An 18067-nucleotide genomic window follows, 5' to 3' on the forward strand; every position below is an offset into this window, starting at 1 on the left:
TCACCCGAGAAGGTGGCCGGCGCGGTCGCGCTTGGACGCGAGATAGCGGGAATTCTCCGCCGTCATGCGGCCCGGCGCGCGCTGGTGCGAGACGAGTTCCAGGCCGCTGTTCTGGAGCGCGGCGATCTTGTCCGGGTTGTTCGTGATCAGGTTGACCCGCGTCACGCCGAGCTGTCGCAGCATCTCGGCCGCGAAATCGAAGCGGCGCTGGTCGGGCCCGAAGCCGAGCATCTCGTCGGCGTCATAGGTATCGTAGCCTTCCGCCTGCAGCTTGTAGGCGCGGATCTTGTTGGCGATGCCGTTCCCGCGGCCCTCCTGGTCGAGATAGAGCAGGATGCCGCCGCCATGCTCGGCCATCCAGCGCACCGAAAACCGGAGCTGGTCGCCGCAATCGCATTTGAGGCTGCCGAAGAGGTCGCCCGTCAGGCAGGCCGAGTGCAGGCGCACCGTCACGGGTTCGGCGAGATCCGGCGCGCCGACGATCACGGCGACCTGGTCGCGCAGGCCCTCCCCGCCCCGGAAGACGACGAATTCGGTCTCGGCCGCATCCTCCAGCGGCACCGGCGCGCGCCCGACGATCTTCAGGTCGCGCGCACTTGCGGCCCGGTAGCCCTCGATCGCGGCGCTCGTGACGCGGAGAACGGAGCTGTCGGCATCCGCCCCGTCCGGCAACGGCACGACCACCACGGCCGGCAGCGCCAGCGCGAGCCGGGCGAGTTCGAGCGCCGCCTCGTCGAGGCGCCCCGTTGGCCTGACCGAACCGTCGAGCTGCGCCTCCATCGAGAAGGCCAGGGTCGCGACCCGCCGGGCATCCAGCGTCGGCAGGCCGATCCAGCCGTTATGCGGACGCTCCATACCGAGGCGCTTCAGCCGCGCCGCGGGCAGGACGAGCCGCGCCTGGCGGACGGACATCGCATCGAGCCGCTCGGCCTCGTCGCGCCCAAGGTCCTCGACGCTCTGGACGAGTGCAGCCTCGCCCTCGCTCTCCAGCAGCACCGGCCGGCCCATGCGCAACTCGGCGATCGCACGCTCGACGGAGGTGCGTTCGATGCCGTCTGACAGGCTCAGCATGCGGCGGGCAGTGGCGGCGGTTGCCATGCGGGCACATATGGCCCGCAGGGCCGGGAAGGGCAAACATCCCGGGGCGAATGTCTGCGCCGACCTGCCGGCAGGCCTTTCTAGTCCTCCGGCCTCAGCATCCCGGCCGCGATCTCCCGCCGCGCCTCCGAGAACGGCTCGGGCCGCCGTGTCCTGTGGCTCATCTGCACGCAGACGGCCTCGCTGATCGCGGCGAGGCCGCCATCGTCGCGCTCCATCACCTGGGCGAGCCCGAGCGAGGTGCGGCCGAGATGGCGGATCCAGGTCCCCGTTCGGACCCGGCCCGGATAGTGCAGCTCGGATTTGAACTCGATCGTGAGCTTGGCGATCACCCAGAAGGTCTCGCCGCGCTCGTCGTCGCCGAGCCGCGTCCGGAACAGGTTCACGCGGCCGCTCTCCGCCAGGGCAGCGAAGACGGCGTTGTTCACGTGGCCGTTCATGTCGGTGTCGCCGAACCGGAGAACATCTTCCACCCAGGCGACGCGTGTGTCGGCGCGAAGCGCCGGAAGGTCGATCTCAGGCAACAGGCTCGACCCCACACCATTCGGCCACGAACAGGGCCATCGTCGTCGTGATCCGCTTCAGGGAGGACAGGCTTACCGCCTCGTCGAAGCCGTGGATGTTGCGGCTCGTCGGGCCGTAGCAAAGCGCCGGAATGCGGTCGTAGAGCGCGTGGACGCGCGTATCGAGATACCCGGCCGTCATGAAGCTCTCGAGCGCCTTTCCGGTGGCATCCCGATGTGCAGCGCCGAGGACCTTCTCCGCCTCCGAGCCCTCCTCCAGCACGTAGCCCTCCGCGAAGAAGCCGTTGAAGGTGACCCGCGGCGGGTTGTTGGCCAGGAAGGGATCGTTCCGGGAGAAGGCCCGGACGGCGTCCTCGATCTCGCGCGAAGCCGCGGCCGCCGAGGTGCCCGGATAGATCGAGATGCGGCAGGAGAGCCGGCACCAGGCCGGGACCGAGGACGCCCAGTCGCCCCCCTCGATCTTACCGATGTTCAGGTTGATCGGGTGCTCCTCGCCCTCGAAATGCGGGCGGCCGGCCTTGTCGGCGTTCCACCGCGCCTCGATCTCGCGCAGCGCCCCGACGACGCGATAGGCGGCGTCGATCGCGTTCTGGCCCGTGCCCATCTCGCGGACATGGACGGGCATGCCGCGCACCTCCACCTCGAACCAGAGCACGCCCGTATTGGCGCGGACGAGCTTCTCGTCCTCCGGCTCGGGAATCAGGACGGCGTCGGCCTTGTAGCCGCGCAGATGGGTCATCAGCGCGCCGTTGCCGGTCGATTCCTCCTCGACCACGGATTGCACCGTCACGGTCGCGGCGGGCTGGAGGCCGATGCGGCGCAGCGCGTCGAGGCAGGCGAGGTTGGCCGCATGGCCCGCCTTCATGTCCGCCCCGCCCCGGCCATAGAGCCAGTCGCCCTCGATCACCGGGTCGAACGGGGCATGGGTCCACATGTCCTCGGGGCCGGCCGGCACGACGTCGACATGGGCCTGGAGGATGAGGGAACGCCCCGTTTCCTCACGCGGCCGGTGGATGCCGACGACGATCGGCGCCTCGGAATGCTCCGCCGTGAATTTCGAGCCGCCCGGATGCGCCTCGATGGCGGCCCGGTCCATGGGGAAGCGGTCCATGGCGAGGCCGCGATCCCGGAAGGCGCGGAAGACGAAGTCCTGGATCGCCTGTTCCTCGCCTCGGATCGAGCGGAAGCGGATCAGTTCCTGCGTGTAGCTGACCTGTTCGGCGAAGCCCTCCTCGACGGAAGCGATGATGCCGTCGCGCAGCTTGGGATCGAGCGCCACCGGGTCAGGCCTCCTGCCGGAGGGGCTTCAGGGCCTTCGCCCAGCGCAGCAGCTCGTCCAGCATCATGGTCGCGGAGCTCTGGTGGATGTCGTTCGGCTGGAAGGCGCCGGTTGCCTTGTCGATATGCTGCGGCACCATCGGAATGAGGACCGTCTCCAGGATGGGCACCATCTTGAACGACGTCAGCGCCAGCTTCTCGCTCTGCACGGCCCGCATTCCCCCCGACACGCCGCCGTAGCTCACGAAGCCGGCGGGCTTATAGGTCCACTCGACATACACATAGTTCAGCGCGTTCACGAGCGAGGGCGGCGGCCCGTGATTGTATTCGGGCGTAACGAACACGAACGCGTCCGCCGAATCGACGCTGGCCGACCAGCGCTTCGTATGCTCGTGCTCGTACTGCTTCAGGCGCGGATGCTTCGGCTCGTCGTAGATGGGGAGGTTCATCTCGGCCAGGTCGACGAGTTCGACATCGAACCCGCCATGCTGCCGCGCGGCGCCGTCGAACCAGTCGCCCACGGCCTTGCCGACGCGGCCTGGCCGCGTCGAGCAGATGATGACGTTGAGCTTGGGTGCCAAAGCTGCCTCCCGATGCAGGATGTCGCGCCCCTCGTATCGGTTCGGCCGCGGTGTTCAAGCCACGGACGAGGAGAGGCTTCAGCCGAGGACCCGGCAAGGCTCGGCCGGGATCCCGGAAATCTCCAGGTCGAACGCAAAGACGTGGCCGGCCATTGGGTCGATGTTCGGGTCGCGTCCCTTCGCGGCCGTGGTGACGAACAAGGTCTTCAGATCCGGCCCGCCGAAGGCGGGTTTGGTCACCTGCGCGGTCGGCACCGGGACGATCAGCTCCGGCGCGCCTTCGGGGGAGAACCGGGTGACGCGGGAATCGCCGAAATGGGCGATCCAGACATGCCCCTCGGCATCCACCGTCATGCCGTCGGGATGTCCCCAGCCCTCCTCGAACTGGACGAAGAGCTCGCGCCCTCCGGGCGTTCCGTCCGGTGCGAGCGCGTGGCGGAACACCCGCCCGGCGGTGGTATCGGCGGAATAGAGGAGCCGCCGCTCCGGATCGATCGCGGGGCCATTGGTGATGATTGCAGGCTCGCCGAAGGACGAGAGCCCGCGCTCGGACAGGTGGTACAAGGCACCTTTCGGCTCGACCTCGGCATCGTCCATCGAGCCGAAATAGAGCGATCCATCGGGCCCGACCGCGGCATCGTTCAGCCGGTTGCCGGCCTTGCCGGGTTCCGGCTGCAGGAGGGGCTCGGTACGGCCCGTGCCGAGATCAAGGCGGGCGAGCCCGGATTTCAGCCCGACGAGGAGTTTGTCCGGCTCCTGCGTGAGGACCGCGAACCCGACGGGCTCGCCGACATCGATGCAGGCGGGATCCTTGCCCGGCTGCCAGCGCCAGACGCCGTGCCCCCTGATATCCACGAAGACGAGGGTCCCGCTCCGCGGATCCCAGACCGGACCCTCTGCCAGCGCTGCGCCACAGGCGACGGCGATCCGGTGCTTGCCCGGGAAGACGGAGGGATTCGTCACAGGCAAGCTCCGCTGCGCATCGGCAACGGAACGGCCCGTCAGCCGAGCGGTTCCGCCGCCTCGCCAGCGAGGCGCGCCGCGAGCTTCACCAGAGAGAGATCGGAGCCACGCGGTCCCATGATCGAGATCCCGAGCGGCGCGCCCTGGCGCGAAGCGAGCGGCATCGAGACCTGGGGAGTGCCCGCAAGGCCGGCGAGGCAGAGGAGGTTGATGGCCTGGTTGCGGTAGATATCCAGCACCGCCTCGTTCTCGGCGACCAGCGGTGCGATGTCCGGCATGGTCGGCAGGACGAGCACGCCGTCGGACCCGAGAATGCCGTCGAGCCGATCGCGGAATTCCGCCCGGCAGCGCGTGGCGTCCGCGACCTCGTCGTCCGTCACGGCCCGGCTGTAGAGGAAGCGCTCCGCAACGCCCGGCCCGAGCGGGGGCGCGTAGCGCTCGATCATCGGCCCGTCGGTGAGCCAGGCCTCGCGGCCCTGGACCCGGCGGAACGCCCAGTAGAGCGGCTCGAATCCATTGGCGGCGACCTCGACCATCCCGGCCTGGCCAAGGCTGCGCTCGAACGCCTGGATGACGATCGCGAGTGCGCCGCGCACGTCCATGTCGAGCATGGCGAAGCAATCGGCCGCCAGGACGAGGCGCGGCCTGTCCGGCAGCGGGTTCGCGTCCGGGCCGAGCAGGACCTCGCCGACGCGCTGGAACGTCTGGCCGTCGCGGGCGAAATGTCCGCAGGTATCGAGGGACGGCGCGAGATCGAGCGCGCGCTCGAGGCTCACGCGCCCGTGGGTCGGACGGATGCCGAAAAGGCCGCAATGGCTCGCCGGGGCCCGGACGGACCCGCCCGTATCGGTCCCGATCGCGAAGTCGCACAGGCCGTTCGACACGGCCGAAGCCGAACCGGAGGAGGAGCCGCCCGGAATCCGGTCCGGCGCCGCGCCGTTCACGGGCGTGCCGAAATGCGCATTCTTGCCGTTCATGGAAAAGGCAAGCTCGTCCGTGTGGGTCTTGCCCACGAAGCGCGCGCCGGCATCCAGGAGACGCTGCACCGTCGGGGCGGTCGTCCCCTTGATGCCCGACATGGCCAGCACGTGCGGGGAGCCACCGCCGGTCGGATAGCCGGCCACGTCGAACAGGTCCTTCGCCCCGAATGTCAGCCCGGCGAGCGGCCCGTCCTGCGCGCTGGCAACCGGAGCGGCCGGGTAGGGAACAAAGGCGCGGGCGGGGTCTTCCGGAAGAAGCATCGTGTCTCCAGCCTCCGACTTGCGGAGTTCCCTAAGGCTTATGCGGGAAGGCGGCCGGTCGCAAACCGGCCGTCGCCGAAATGAGCGGCAGCAGCGCTCAGGCTTTATGCGGCGTGAGCACGTGGATCACCCGGCTCGCCAGCATCTCCTTGGTGCGCGCCCCGTAGGCCTGCATGTGGGGCGCGGCCGCGTGCGCCCGGAGGGCATCGAGGCTTTCCCACTTCTCGACGACCATGAAGGCGTCCGGCCCGATCTTCGTCTGGAACGGCCCGACATCCTCCGCGTCGATCACCGGGCCGTATTCGATGCAGCCATCCTCGGCGAGCACGGCCGGTATGTTGGCGTGCATCTCCTTGAGCACCGCCTCGCGCATGCCGGGCTTGGCCGTGATGACGGCGATGACGTGGATCATGGGGCGTTCTCTCCTGCTTGTTCGTCAGACAATCTAGCGCCGCAAGACCGTGCTCGGCAAAGGGCGTCGCATTGGCCCATCGGCGAGCTTGGCGCGGCGCCGGGCACGCGCTAGGCCAGGAGTGACCGCCCGCGAACAAGAGGCGGTCTGGAGGGGCGCCGTGTTCTACCGCGAGGCCGGCCAGTTCAAGACAGGCTATGCGGCCGACATGGCCGTATTCCCCTTGCGGGAAGACCGGATCGGCCTTGCGCTCATCCTGTTCGTGGCCGCGGTCGTGATCCCGGTCTTCGGGTCGGGCTTCCTGCTGAACGTCGTGATGATCCCGTTCCTGATCTTCGCGCTGGCGGCGATCGGGCTGAACATCCTCGTGGGCTATACGGGCCTCCTGTCGCTCGGCACCGCAGGTTTCATGGGTGTGGGCGCCTATGCCTGCTACAAGCTGACGAGCGTCTTCCCGGGCGTGAACATCGTGGTCTGGGTGCTGGCCTCGGGATTGTTCTCGAGCGCCGTCGGCGTCCTGTTCGGACTGCCTTCGCTTCGCATCAAGGGCTTCTATCTCGCGGTCGCGACGCTCGCCGCCCAGTTCTTCCTGTCCTGGTGCTTCATCCGCATCCCGTGGCTGGTGAACTACAACGTGTCCGGCGCGATCGAGGTGCCGACCCGGACCTTCTTCGGCGTGCCCGTCACCGGGCCGAACGCGACCCCCGAAACGCGCTACCTCGTCGTCCTCGGGATCGTCGTGTTCCTCACCTGGATCGCGTCGAACCTCGTTCACGGCCGGATCGGCCGCATGTGGATGGCCGTGCGCGACATGGACATCGCGGCCGAGCTGATCGGCATCAGGCTGCTGCCCACCAAGCTCCTGGCCTTTGCCGTTTCGTCCTATTTCTGCGGCGTCGCGGGCGCGCTCCTCGTCTTCCTCTGGTACGGCTCGGCCGAGCCCGACGTGTTCGGCATCGACCAGTCGTTCCTGGTCCTCTTCATGGTGATCATCGGCGGCCTCGGCTCGCTCGTCGGGTCGTTCCTCGGGGCCGGCCTCATCTACATGCTGCCGATCGGGCTCCGGGCCTTCCTCCCCGCCATCGGCATCGACGTGCAGCCCTCCACGGTCGAGCACCTGCAATTCCTCATCGTGGGATCGCTCATCATCGGCTTCCTCATCGCGGAGCCGCACGGGCTCGCCCGGCTGTGGCAGACGGCCAAGCAGAAGCTGCGCGTCTGGCCGTTCCCCTACTGATCGGGGCGGGCTTGCGGAGCTCGGAGAGCGTCCCCATGTCCTGCCCGCGGGACGGGCCCCTCTGACGACGTGCTGACAGCGTCGTGATGTCGGACCGCATCGGGCGAGCTCGATGCCGGGGTCTGAATGCGTCTCACCGCGCCTGCCATCGAGCCGTCCTCTCAACGTGAGAGGGAGCGATGGATCTGTTCACAAGCGTCATGTTTCTCGGCCAACCGCTATGGATGTGGGCGGCCTTTCTTGTCCTGGTCGTCGGCCTGCTCGCCTTCGACCTCGGCGTACTTCACCGCAAGACCCGCGAGATCGATGTCCGCGAGAGCCTCATGCTCTCCGGTCTCTACATCGCGCTCGGGCTGGCGTTCGGCGCCTTCCTGTGGATGCAGCTCGGGCAGCAGGCCGGCATCGAGTACCTGACGGGCTTCGTCATCGAGAAGAGCCTGGCGATGGACAACGTGTTCGTCATCGCCATGATCTTCGGCTTCTTCGCGATCCCCCGCGAACTGCAGCACCGCGTGCTGTTCTGGGGCATTCTCGGCGTCATCGTGCTCCGCGCGATCATGATCGGCGGCGGCGCCATCCTGGTGCAGAACTTCTCCTGGGTCCTCTACGTCTTCGCGGCCTTCCTGGTCGTGACCGGGATCAAGATGCTCTGGATGAGCGGCGAGGAGCCGGACCTCTCGAAGAACCCCGTCCTGCGCTTCGTCTGCAGGCACATGCGGGTCACGGACCGGCTGCACGGGAGCAACTTCTTCGTCCGCCTGCCGCATGGCCCCCGGGGAGCGGTCGCGACCTTCGCGACCCCGCTCTTCCTGGCGCTCGTGCTGATCGAGGTGGCGGACGTGATCTTCGCGGTCGATTCCGTGCCGGCCATCTTCGCCATCACGACGGACCCGTACATCGTCTACACGTCGAATATCTTCGCCGTGCTGGGCCTGCGCGCCCTTTACTTCGCCCTCGCCGCGGTGCTGCACCGCTTCGCCTACCTGAAGCAGGCGCTCGCAATCCTGCTGGTGTTCATCGGCTCGAAGATCTTCGTGGCCGACCTCCTCGGGTGGACGAAGTTCCCGGCGGAGTGGTCGCTCGGCATCACCTTCGCGATCCTGGCCTCGGGCGTCGGCTACTCGCTCTGGCGGACGCGCCGGGACGGAGGCCGGGCGGCTATTCCGGCGCAGGAAGGCGTCTGATCGAACCGCTGGGGCGGCCCGCATGGCGGGTCGCCCCGGCACCGACTAAAGTCGGGGCATCGGACCGATGACGTCCGACGGAGAATACGGCAGACCAACGGCAACAGTCCGCAAAGGGCGGCCATCCTGGAGGAAATTCATGCTCAAGCGCGCGATCGCAATCGGCCTGGCCGCCGCCACATTGGCAGCCGCCCCCCTTCCGGCCTCGGCACAGGAGGGGATCTATGTTCCGCTCTTCACCTACCGCACCGGCCCATTCTCCGGCTCCGGGATCTTCATCGCCAATGGAAAGCGCGACTACCTGACGATGCTCAACGAGCGCGACGGCGGCATTGGCGGGGTCAAGCTCATCATCGAGGAATGCGAGACCGGCTACGACACCAAGAAGGGCGTCGAGTGCTACGAAGCCGTGAAGGACAAGAAGCCCGTCATGGTCAATCCGTGGTCCACCGGCATCACGCTGCCCCTGATCCCCAGGGCAGCCGTTGACAAGATCCCGGTCCTTTCCATGGCGTACGGCCTCTCGGCCTCTGCCGACGGCAACCGCTTCCCCTGGATCTTCAACCCGCCCAACACCTACTGGGACGGGCTCGCCATGATCATCAAGTATATCGGCGACCAGGAAGGCGGCCTCGAGAAGCTGAAAGGCAAGAAGATCGGCTACATCTATCTGGATGCCGGCTTCGGCAAGGAGCCGATCCCGCTCTTCGAGCAACTCGCCAAGGATTACGGCTTCGAGCTGAAGATGTATCCGGTCGCCGGCACGGAGATGCAGAACCAGTCGTCGCAATGGCTCGGCGTCCGCCGCGACCGGCCTGACTACATGGTGATGTACGGGTGGGGCGCCATGAACCCGACGGCCATCAAGGAGGCCGTGAAGGTCAACTACCCGATGAACAAGTTCATCTCGATCTGGTGGCCGTCCGAGGATGACGCCCGCGGCGCCGGCCCGGGTGCGAAGGGGTTCAAGACGCTGAACTGGCACGCCGTGGGCACGAACTTCCCGGCCATCCAGGACATCCAGAAGCACGTGGTCGACAAGGGTAAGAGCCAGTCGCCCAAGGATCAGGTCGGCGAGGTGCTCTACAATCGGGGCGTCTACAACTCGATGCTGATCGCGGAAGGCATCGCCCAGGCACAGAAGATCACGGGCAAGAAGGTCGTGAACGGCGAGGACGTGCGGCGCGGGCTGGAAAGCCTCGATCTCTCGGCCGCACGGCTGAAGGAACTCGGCTTCGAGGGCTTTGCCGATCCGCTCAAGCTGACGTGCTCGGACCACAATGGCCACAAGGCCGCCTTCATCCAGGAATGGGACGGCACCAAGTGGGCCAAGGTCACGCAGCCGATCGAGCCGATGGCCGCGAAGGTGCAGCCGATCCAGGAGGCCGCCGCCAAGGACTATGTCGAGAAGAACACCGGCTGGCCAAAGCGGACGGAACCCTGCGACAAGAGCTCGTAGCGTAAATGGATCGGCCGCAACCTGCCGGGTTGCGGCCACCTCACCCGGCCGATGTCGCTGGTCCACAACGAGCGGGTCAAGCTCACGGCCAACTGGTTGAACGCGATATCGGCCGCATCAATTGCGGTCGGTGGCTTCGCGCAACTCGCGCCATTGTTCACGGGCATACCGGCACAATCTGTGCCGGTCGTCTCGGTTTTCAGCATCGGGTGGATTATCTTCGGGATCACGATGCACCTCATCGCCCGCGTCGTGCTCGGAGGCTTGCGCGAATGAGCACCTTGCAGTTGTTCCTTCCCTTGATCGTGCTCGCCTCCGGCGTTGTGCTCGTTCTGCTCTTCGCCCGCTGGCAGGACCGCGTGGACCCGCGATGAGCGCTGCCCTCGCCGCCCAGCCTGCCGAGAGCATCCTCTCGGTCAACAACATCGAGGTCGTCTACGACCACGTCATCCTCGTTCTGAAGGGCGTGTCGCTGACGGTGCCGCAGGGCGGGATCGTGGCGCTGCTCGGTGCCAACGGGGCCGGCAAGACGACCACCCTCAAGGCGATCTCGAATCTGCTGCGGGCCGAGCGCGGCGACGTCACCAAGGGCACGATCAGCTTTGCGGGCGAGCGGGTGGACCGGCTTTCGCCGGACGACCTCGTCCGGCGGGGCTGCATCCAGGTTCTCGAGGGCCGGCACTGCTTCGGTCACCTGACCATCGAGGAGAACCTCCTGACCGGCGCCTATACGCGCCGCGACGGCAACGCCGCGATCAAGCGGGACCTGGAATCCGTCTACGAGACCTTCCCGCGGCTGCGGCAGCGCCGCTCCTCGATGGCCGGCTACACGTCGGGCGGGGAGCAGCAGATGTGCGCGATCGGCCGCGCCATGATGTCGAAGCCGAAGATGATCCTTCTCGACGAACCCTCGATGGGGCTCGCGCCTCAGATCGTGGAGGAGATCTTCGAGATCGTCCGGAACCTGAACGTCAAGCAGGGCGTGTCATTCCTGCTCGCCGAGCAGAACACCAACATGGCCCTGCGCTACGCGACCTACGGCTACATCCTGGAGACGGGCCGGGTCGTCATGGACGGCTCGGCGGAGAGCCTGCGCGAGAACGAGGACGTGAAGGAATTCTACCTCGGCGTCGCAGAAGGCGGTCAGCGCAGCTTCCGCAACGTGAAGAGCTACAAGCGCCGCAAGCGCTGGCTGGCCTAGAAGGCGCCGCCCGCGCGTTTGGCCGAGAGCTCCTGCAGCCGGGCCACGGCGCTGTCGATCTCGAAGCTGCCGGCGGTCAGCTCCTCCAGGCTGAACGGGCAGGCCTGCGGCAGCTCGGGCAGCAATGCGTCGCCGTGCTCGTCGAGCGCCGCGTCGGCCCGCTTCACGGCCGTATCCCACATCTCGTCGAGGTCCAGCAGCTGCCGCATGGAATTCTTCAAGTCTTTATCCAGAGCGCGCCGCTGAAGCACGACCTCGTCCCGCCAGTGGCGCACAGGCCGGGCGTCTGGAGCCGATGCGATCTTGAGGAGATGCCGGAGCATCAGCTCGAGAAAGCTCTCGACGGTGCGCAGCTCGGCCTTTCCCACGTCCTCGATCTCCTCGGCCACGTGCTCCAGGTCGAGTTCGTTCGGCAGGTCGCGGCGGGTCTCGGCGAGGCGGCGCAGGGCCGCCGCCTGCTCCTGCGACCAGGCATAGATGTCGTCGTCGTAGGACGTTCGGCGGTCCATGGCGTCAGTCTAGCAGAAGACGCTCGGCCCCGCGCTAGTCGTCCCGGATGCGCCAGACGCGCGAGAGCTTGATCTCGGCATCCTCCAGCTCGCGCGTGACCTGGACGCGATATTGCGCGACCTGCTCCACCTTGTCCTTGGGCAGGTATGAGCGGCCGGGATCGCCGATGAGCACGCCGGCGCCGCGCTGCTCGAGCGAAGCGAGCCAGGGCCACATCCGCTCGGCGATGTCGCGCTCGTAGAAGATGTCACCCGTGAGGACCACGTCCCAGCCCTCGTCCGTGCCGACGAGGTCGGCGAGGCGTGGTGTCACCCGCACGCCATTCGCCTCGGCATTGATGGCGATCGCCTCGGCCGCGAAGGCGTCGATGTCGGCGGCCTCGACGGTGGCGGCACCGGCCTTGGCGGCTGCAATGGCGACGAGGCCCGACCCGGACGCGACGTCCAGCACCTTTCTGCCGCGTACGAAATCCGGGTGGTCGAGGATGTAGCGGGCCAGAGCCTGTCCGCCCGCCCAGGCGAAAGCCCAGAAGGGCGGCGGCAGGCCCATCTCGCCGAGTTCCTCCTCGGTCTTCTGCCACAGCTCCGTCGCTTCCTCCGCAACGTGGAGCCGGATCTCTGGCGCATGCGGAACCGGCAGCAGGCGCGTCTCGCTGCGGATGAAGGCGGCGCGGTCGACGATCCGGCTCACGGCCGCCCACCTGGCCCGAGCATCTCCGAATAGAGGGCCTTCGCGGCCTCCGTGATGTCCCGCTCCAGATAGCCATGCAGGATGCGGGCACGGGCAGCCGCCCCCATGGTGGGAAGCAGCACGGGATCGGCAGCCAGCTTGACGAAGGCCGCGGCCAGGGCAGGCGCATCCTCCGGAGGAACGAGAAAGCCTTCCGAGCCGTCGGTCACGAGTTCGCGGCAGCCCGGCACGTCCGTGGCCACGAGGGGGCGCCCGCAGGCGGCCGCCTTGACGAGGTGATAGGGCGTCCCCTCCCCGCCGCGGGACGGCAGGCACGCGACATGATGGTTCGTCCAGATGTCCGCGGCGGGGGGCGGCGCGGCCTCATGCCAGTGGATCCCGTCGCGTTGGGCCCATCCGCGCAGGGTCTCGGGAGCGAAAGGCTGCGACCGCCGCCCTTCAGGCGCGTCGAACAGCGACAGCTCGATCTCGGGCCGCTGAAGTCGCGCGATGCGCACGGCCTCCACGGCGATGTCGATGCCCTTGCCCCAGCTCATCGGAGCCACGATCGCGATCTTCACTGGAGGGGCTGCCGGCATCGGAAGCGGCCGGACGCGATCGGTGTCGACCCCGAAGCCGTTCAGGACGATCGAGGCCGGCCCCTGGCCGAAGAGCTCGGCATCCGCCGCCGTTTCGAAAACCAGCCGCGTCCGGCCGCTTCCCAGCGGACCTTTCAGCAGGCTGCCGACGGCGCGACGGCCGAGCCACCCCAGGTGATCGTCCGGCAGCGCCAGCCGCCCGAGCGGCCCGAGGGAATAGGCCCGCCGCTCGATCCCGGCCATGACGCAGGCGGCCCCGCCGATCAGGGTCGGCCCGAGCCCGATGCAATGGACGATATCCGGCCGCGCCGCCTTGAGCCTGGCCGCGACCTGGCCCGCCGCGTAGCCAGCCGTCATCGGATTGATGCTGGCCAGGTTCGCCTTGACGGACAGCACGCCTGCGCCGGATCGCTCGATCATCTCGGCCCTGCCGGTCACGGCCGTGACGACATCCGCCTCGAGGCGCAGTTCCTGCGCCGCCCTGAGCAGGGGCAGCCCCCGCGCGGTGAATTGTCGATCCTCTGCGATGACGAAGGCGATGCGGGCGGACATCCGGTCACCCTCGCATGGCGGGGCAATGGTCCGCGTTAACAGCTGTCAAATGTCTTCCACCGGCCCGACAGGGCGCGTCCAGCGCCTCGCCGGCCACCGGAGGGTTATGCCCGAGACGTCGATCTGCGTGATCGCCTCGTCGATGCCGCGGTGAGCATAGAGGGTCCGCCGGTAGCGGTCGGCATATCGGGTACGGGCGAGTTGCAGCACCTTCATGCCCTCCTCCCAGGAGGCGAGCTCGATCACGTGGGGCGGCTCGAGCCCGGCCCGCAGGAACGCGTGACGAAGCTGCAGGACGGATTCGAACAGATCGTCCTCGGGGCCCCGGAAGTCCGGCGGGAGAGAGGTCCCGCTCATCTGCGCAGCTCCCGATCGAGGGGCACCGCTCGCGAGCCCGGTGTTACCTCAGGAAGGGGTTGCCGACCCGCTCCTCGCCGATCGTGGAGCCTGGTCCGTGGCCGGGCAGGAAGGTCACGTCATCGCCGAGTGGGATGATCTTCTCCCGTATCGAGCGCAGCAGGGTCTCGTGGCTGCCGCCCGGCAGGTCGGTCCGTCCCACCGAGCCCTGGAACAGCACGTCGCCCATGAAGGCGAAGCGCAGCGTCGGCGAGAAGAAGACGACGCTGCCCGGCGAATGTCCCGGGCAGTGGAGCACCTCGAAGGTGACGCCCGCGATGGTCACCGTGTCGCCGTCCTGCAGATAGCGATCCGGCGTCACGTTGCGGACATCGTCCAGGCCATATTGCCGGCCCTGCTGCTCGAGCCGGGCGAGAAGGGGAGCATCGGCCTCGTGCGGGCCGATGATCTCGACGCCGAGTTCATCCTTGAGGTCGGCCGCGCCCCCGGCATGGTCGATATGGCCGTGGGTGAGGAGGATCGCCTCCACCGTGATACCCGCACGTTCGATCGCCTGGCGGATGACGGCGATGTCGCCGCCCGGGTCGATCACGACCCCGCGGCGTGTCTCCTGCGACCAGGCGAGAGAGCAATTCTGCTGGAAGGGCGTGACGGGTACGACCTGGACGGCGAAATCGGGCATGGCTGTCTCGTGAACCGGCGCCCCGACCGGGACCGCCGCAGGCGGGCAGCCTAGCCGAAGCGCCTCCAGCCGTAACCCCGGAGAGACGCCGCGGTTCAGCGCGCCATGACGATCCGAGGCATGGTGATCTCGCCCGAGCGCGCGGAGCGGGTCCGCGCGGCCAGGATGGATACGGTGATCAGGCCGCCGATCATCCCGATATGCTCGGCCGCAGTGTGGAAGGCGTGCAGGGCCGCCGCGCCCTCCATGGTCCAGAACCGGTGCACGACTGGGATGGTCAGGGCCGTGAAGATGCCGAGCGCCCCGGCGCCGAGCCAGACATAGCGCCCCGAGATGATGAGAGCCGACCCCACGAGCTGGGTGGTGAAGACGGCGATGTTGAAGAACAAGGCGGGCTCGAGCCCGAACTGGCGCATCTCCGCGACGCCGCCGGAGAAGTTGATCAGCTTGTCGAGCCCGCTTCCCCAGAACGGAAAGGTGAGGATGACGCGGGCAAGCACGGCGACGGCCCGGTTGGTGAGCAGCGTCTCGATCAGCGTCGGCATGGGCATCTCCTGGGACCGGAGCCGAAGCCCCGCTCGCGCCGAGCTACGCCCGAAGGATTTCCTCCGTGTTGCGCCGGAACTCCGGACCTGTTTCACGCGAAATGTCGGGTCCGATCAGCTCGTAGAGCTCCACTTCCTCGGTGGCGCCGGCCGGCGCCACACGGTCCAGGAGGCGGAAGCGGAACCGGTCTCCGACGGCATGCCTGACGGCGCCGCTGACCAGTATGGTGGTCCCGTAGCGCTTGTTCATGCCCTCGATCCGCGAAGCGAGGTTCACGGTGTGGCCGAGCGCCGTGTAGTTCATCCGGTCGACCGAGCCGATATTCCCGACGACCGCCTCTCCGGTATGGATTCCGAAGCGCGTCCGGAACGGCGGCGCGCCCTCGGCCAGCAGCTCCGCATTCAGCGCCGCGACCCGCTGAGCCGCCCGAAGGGCGCCGAAGCAAGCCATCGCGACATGATCCTCCTGCGCCTCGGGCGCATTCCAGAAGGCCATGATCGAGTCGCCGATATACTTGTCGATCGTTGCTCCCGAGCGGAGCAGCTCTTCGCCGACTGCGCTGAAATAGGCGGACATCCGCGCCGTCAGTTCCTCGGGATCGACGGTCTCCGCGATACCCGTGAACCCCTCGATATCCGAGAAGAGCACCGTGACGGGCTGGCGCGTCCCGCCGAGCCGGGGCGAGAACGTCCGGTCGACGAGCCCGCGCACGAGCGCGAAGGGAACGTAGCGGACGAAGTTCCGCAGGGCGAGCTCGAGCGTGCCGAGGGCCGACCACAGCTCCCGAACCTCCCGGATGCGGGATTCCTCCGCTGGACTGTCCTCGAAGTGCAGGGCCGTCACGCGCCCGAGCTCATCCGTCGCGCGCCGAAGCGGCTGAGTCAGGTTGCGGGCGGCGACCAGGATCACGAGGACGGCGCAGAGGACGCCGACGACGCTCGTCGCCAGCAGCCCGGTCCGGATGCGCGAGGCATCCTGGAGCATCGTCTCGTACGGGATCGCCGCGCCGATCACGTATCCGTCCAGCAGGTCTCCACCGGTCTCGAACCGCGTGAAATAGCGGGTTCCGTCCACGCTGAGCTCGGTGTCCCTCGGGGTTCCGGCGAGCGCCGCGCGACGCATGGCCTCCAGAAGCGCCGCGTTGCGCGGGCCCGAGGCATCCGGCGCGGTGCGCAGGCGCCCGCCCTCGGGATGCGCGACCAGCATGCCGTCATCCGCGAAGATCACGGGCTCGAGCGACGGGGGCGCCCGGCGCCGCGCCAGGAGATCGTCGAGATCCGACAGCGTGATGTCGAGGCCCAGCACCGCCCCGGGGATCCGGTCGGACCGCTGCGCGAGCGTGATGCCGGTCTCGGCAACGTTGGCGAAGCGGTAGGGCTTGGTGACCGCCATGCCCTCCTGCGCGAGCGCGAGCGTGAACCACGGCCGCTTGCGCGGGTCGAAATCCGTCGGCTTCGGTTCGGTCGAGGCGAGGAGACCGCCGTCCGGGCCGAGAAGGCGCCAGAACTCGCTCGGACTCTCCGAGTGTGGCTCGATCACCATCGTGGCATAGGCGGCCGGCGCCGATGCGAGCTTCTTCACCTCCGGCGGAAGGTCGCCCGAGAGCCGTTGGACCTCGATGGTGCGGCCATCCGGGAAGGCGATGAACAATCCCGAGATGGCGGGAACACGCTTTTCGGCCGTCTGCAGCAGTCGCAGCAGAAGCGGCTCCGCATCGTCGAGGCCGGCAGGCCCGACAGTCAGGCTCGCGGTACCCAGCAAGGCGGCGGCAGCCCGCGAAGCGCCGGCCACCTCGGCGCGAATTGCGAGGGCGAGCGTATCGAAATCTTCGCGGGCCTCGCGCTCGGCGACCCGCGTCAGCTGCAGATGATTGACCCCGATGATCGCCACGGAGGTGGCGACCAGTATCGCGGCGAAGATGAGGGCGGCCGCCGCCCCGAGCGGCAAGGCGAACCGGGCACGACGCCCGTCAGACAAGGAGGCCATTCCGCCTTCTTAGCGGATGAAACCCAGGATGGCTCAAGTCGGCCCGAACGCGGCCTGGAAAAAAAGAAAGCCCCCTTTCGGGGGCTCTCGTGGAGGCTCAGCGGCAGACGCGGCGCGGGCCCCAGGGCGTCCGCTCGACCCAGCAACGGCGCGGACCCCAGGCGCGGGGCGGGCCATAGCCCCGCGGGGGGCCGTAGGCGCGGGGAGGACCATAGGCGCGCATCGGTCGGCAGAAGCCGCGGCGATCGCGCGCAAAGCCCGGGCCGCAGCCCTGGGCGGCGTGCTCGATCAGCCCCGCACCGGCGAGACCCGAGACCGGAGCTGCAGGCGCGGCACTCGCCGCCGATGCCAACCCCATTCCCCCGGCAACCAGAACGGCCGCACCGAACATCTTGAATTTCAAGCTCATTCGATTCTCCCTCGAACCCCCCGACAACGGCCCACGCGACCTTCGGGTCCCGCCCATTTCGACTTCGCCGGCGTTACCCGGCGATGAGCGGAACGTGACCTTTTGGTGAGGGTGATGAAGCTCCGATGAACGGCGTAGTTTGTCTTCAGGCCGGCGAGGCGAGCGGCTTGTCCTTCTCGACCGTGTAGACGATGGCCAGCCTGGTGGCTTTCGCCCCGTTCTTGACGCTGTGCGGCGTTCCAGCCGGGATCTGCACGCCGGTGCCGGGCGCGAGCGGAACCGTGCCCTTGCCGTCGACCAGGAGGTCGGCCTCGCCTTCCAGCACGTAGGCCGATTCAATGCCGGGATGGGTGTGCCGTGCGACCGTGGCACCGGGGGCGATTTCGGCGACCACCTGCACGGTGACGTATTTTCCGTCCGGCAGCTCGGTCGTGCCGAGGATCTTGCGCGTGACGCCGGACGTCTGCGCCGGCTGGCCCTGCGCCTGGACGGCCGTCGCCGCGAACCCAGGCGTGATCGCGCACAGGGCGCAGTTTACAAACAATCTACGCGACAACATCGGCTTCCTCCCTGGTTCTC

The 18067-nt window shown here is 68.0% G+C and carries 21 protein-coding genes; 5 read left to right on the top strand and 16 right to left on the bottom strand.

Annotation, left to right across the window (positions count from 1 at the left end):
• From ribA to ACO2SS_RS17500, 7 genes are all read right to left on the bottom strand, one after another.
• Complete coding sequence (gene ribA / locus ACO2SS_RS17470; protein ID WP_423279034.1) at nt 1-1098, bottom strand: GTP cyclohydrolase II RibA; 1098 nt, start codon at nt 1096-1098, stop codon at nt 1-3.
• Between the two features lie 80 nt (nt 1099-1178).
• Entirely contained in the window at nt 1179-1622 is a 444-nt protein-coding gene (locus ACO2SS_RS17475; RefSeq protein ID WP_423279035.1) for an acyl-CoA thioesterase, read from the bottom strand.
• Nucleotides 1615-2901, bottom strand: a complete 1287-nt coding sequence (locus tag ACO2SS_RS17480) for an ArgE/DapE family deacylase (protein WP_423279036.1) — start codon at nt 2899-2901, stop codon at nt 1615-1617. Before ACO2SS_RS17480 ends, ACO2SS_RS17475 begins: the two co-directional genes overlap by 8 nt.
• Nucleotides 2902-2905: 4 nt before the next feature.
• A complete protein-coding gene (locus ACO2SS_RS17485) occupies nt 2906-3481 on the bottom strand; it encodes an NADPH-dependent FMN reductase (protein WP_423279037.1) in 576 nt (191 codons plus the stop codon).
• Between the two features lie 78 nt (nt 3482-3559).
• The gene (locus ACO2SS_RS17490) at nt 3560-4444 is read right to left on the bottom strand and encodes an SMP-30/gluconolactonase/LRE family protein (protein WP_423279038.1); all 885 of its coding nucleotides are present in this window, start codon (nt 4442-4444) and stop codon (nt 3560-3562) included.
• Nucleotides 4445-4482: 38 nt separating this feature from the next.
• Nucleotides 4483-5685: an amidase gene (locus tag ACO2SS_RS17495; RefSeq protein ID WP_423279039.1), complete on the bottom strand. Its 1203-nt coding sequence runs from the start codon at nt 5683-5685 to the stop codon at nt 4483-4485.
• A gap of 97 nt (nt 5686-5782) precedes the next feature.
• Entirely contained in the window at nt 5783-6097 is a 315-nt protein-coding gene (locus tag ACO2SS_RS17500) for a putative quinol monooxygenase (RefSeq protein WP_423279040.1), read from the bottom strand.
• Nucleotides 6098-6257: 160 nt separating this feature from the next.
• Here ACO2SS_RS17500 and ACO2SS_RS17505 point away from each other — a divergent pair, with 160 nt between their 5' ends.
• From ACO2SS_RS17505 to ACO2SS_RS17525, 5 genes are all read left to right on the top strand, one after another.
• Entirely contained in the window at nt 6258-7334 is a 1077-nt protein-coding gene (locus ACO2SS_RS17505; RefSeq protein WP_423279041.1) for a branched-chain amino acid ABC transporter permease, read from the top strand.
• Nucleotides 7335-7513: 179 nt separating this feature from the next.
• Nucleotides 7514-8518 carry a TerC family protein gene (locus ACO2SS_RS17510; RefSeq protein WP_423279042.1) on the top strand — a complete coding sequence of 335 codons (1005 nt, stop codon included), beginning with the start codon at nt 7514-7516 and terminating at the stop codon, nt 8516-8518.
• Between the two features lie 139 nt (nt 8519-8657).
• Nucleotides 8658-9977 (top strand): ABC transporter substrate-binding protein, encoded by a 1320-nt coding sequence (locus ACO2SS_RS17515; protein WP_423279043.1) that lies wholly within the window; start codon nt 8658-8660, stop codon nt 9975-9977.
• 51 nt (nt 9978-10028) lie between these two features.
• Nucleotides 10029-10253, top strand: a complete 225-nt coding sequence (locus ACO2SS_RS17520; RefSeq protein ID WP_423279044.1) for a hypothetical protein — start codon at nt 10029-10031, stop codon at nt 10251-10253.
• 94 nt (nt 10254-10347) lie between these two features.
• Nucleotides 10348-11178 (top strand): ABC transporter ATP-binding protein, encoded by an 831-nt coding sequence (locus ACO2SS_RS17525; RefSeq protein WP_423279045.1) that lies wholly within the window; start codon nt 10348-10350, stop codon nt 11176-11178.
• Here the strand turns inward: ACO2SS_RS17525 and ACO2SS_RS17530 are convergent.
• The 9 genes from ACO2SS_RS17530 to ACO2SS_RS17570 all read right to left on the bottom strand — a co-directional run bounded on the left by ACO2SS_RS17530 (nt 11175) and on the right by ACO2SS_RS17570 (nt 18047).
• Nucleotides 11175-11687, bottom strand: a complete 513-nt coding sequence (locus tag ACO2SS_RS17530) for a DUF29 domain-containing protein (protein ID WP_423279046.1) — start codon at nt 11685-11687, stop codon at nt 11175-11177. The genes ACO2SS_RS17525 and ACO2SS_RS17530 overlap by 4 nt on opposite strands.
• A 34-nt stretch (nt 11688-11721) precedes the next feature.
• Nucleotides 11722-12369 carry a class I SAM-dependent methyltransferase gene (locus ACO2SS_RS17535; protein WP_423279076.1) on the bottom strand — a complete coding sequence of 216 codons (648 nt, stop codon included), beginning with the start codon at nt 12367-12369 and terminating at the stop codon, nt 11722-11724.
• A 5-nt stretch (nt 12370-12374) separates the two neighbouring features.
• Complete coding sequence (locus ACO2SS_RS17540) at nt 12375-13508, bottom strand: glycosyltransferase (RefSeq protein WP_423279047.1); 1134 nt, start codon at nt 13506-13508, stop codon at nt 12375-12377.
• A gap of 45 nt (nt 13509-13553) precedes the next feature.
• On the bottom strand, nt 13554-13865 hold the full coding sequence (locus tag ACO2SS_RS17545; protein WP_423279048.1) for a hypothetical protein: 312 nt from the start codon (nt 13863-13865) through the stop codon (nt 13554-13556).
• A gap of 43 nt (nt 13866-13908) precedes the next feature.
• Nucleotides 13909-14547 (bottom strand): MBL fold metallo-hydrolase, encoded by a 639-nt coding sequence (locus tag ACO2SS_RS17550; protein WP_423279049.1) that lies wholly within the window; start codon nt 14545-14547, stop codon nt 13909-13911.
• 95 nt (nt 14548-14642) lie between these two features.
• On the bottom strand, nt 14643-15092 hold the full coding sequence (locus ACO2SS_RS17555; RefSeq protein WP_423279050.1) for a DoxX family protein: 450 nt from the start codon (nt 15090-15092) through the stop codon (nt 14643-14645).
• A 43-nt stretch (nt 15093-15135) separates the two neighbouring features.
• On the bottom strand, nt 15136-17079 hold the full coding sequence (locus ACO2SS_RS17560; RefSeq protein ID WP_423279051.1) for an adenylate/guanylate cyclase domain-containing protein: 1944 nt from the start codon (nt 17077-17079) through the stop codon (nt 15136-15138).
• 97 nt (nt 17080-17176) lie between these two features.
• Entirely contained in the window at nt 17177-17488 is a 312-nt protein-coding gene (locus ACO2SS_RS17565) for a GCG_CRPN prefix-to-repeats domain-containing protein (RefSeq protein WP_423279052.1), read from the bottom strand.
• Between the two features lie 145 nt (nt 17489-17633).
• Nucleotides 17634-18047: a cupin domain-containing protein gene (locus ACO2SS_RS17570; protein ID WP_423279053.1), complete on the bottom strand. Its 414-nt coding sequence runs from the start codon at nt 18045-18047 to the stop codon at nt 17634-17636.
• Between the last annotated feature and the right edge of the window lie 20 nt (nt 18048-18067).

This window comes from Enterovirga sp. CN4-39 (assembly GCF_049446235.1).
Lineage (GTDB): Bacteria > Pseudomonadota > Alphaproteobacteria > Rhizobiales > Beijerinckiaceae > Enterovirga.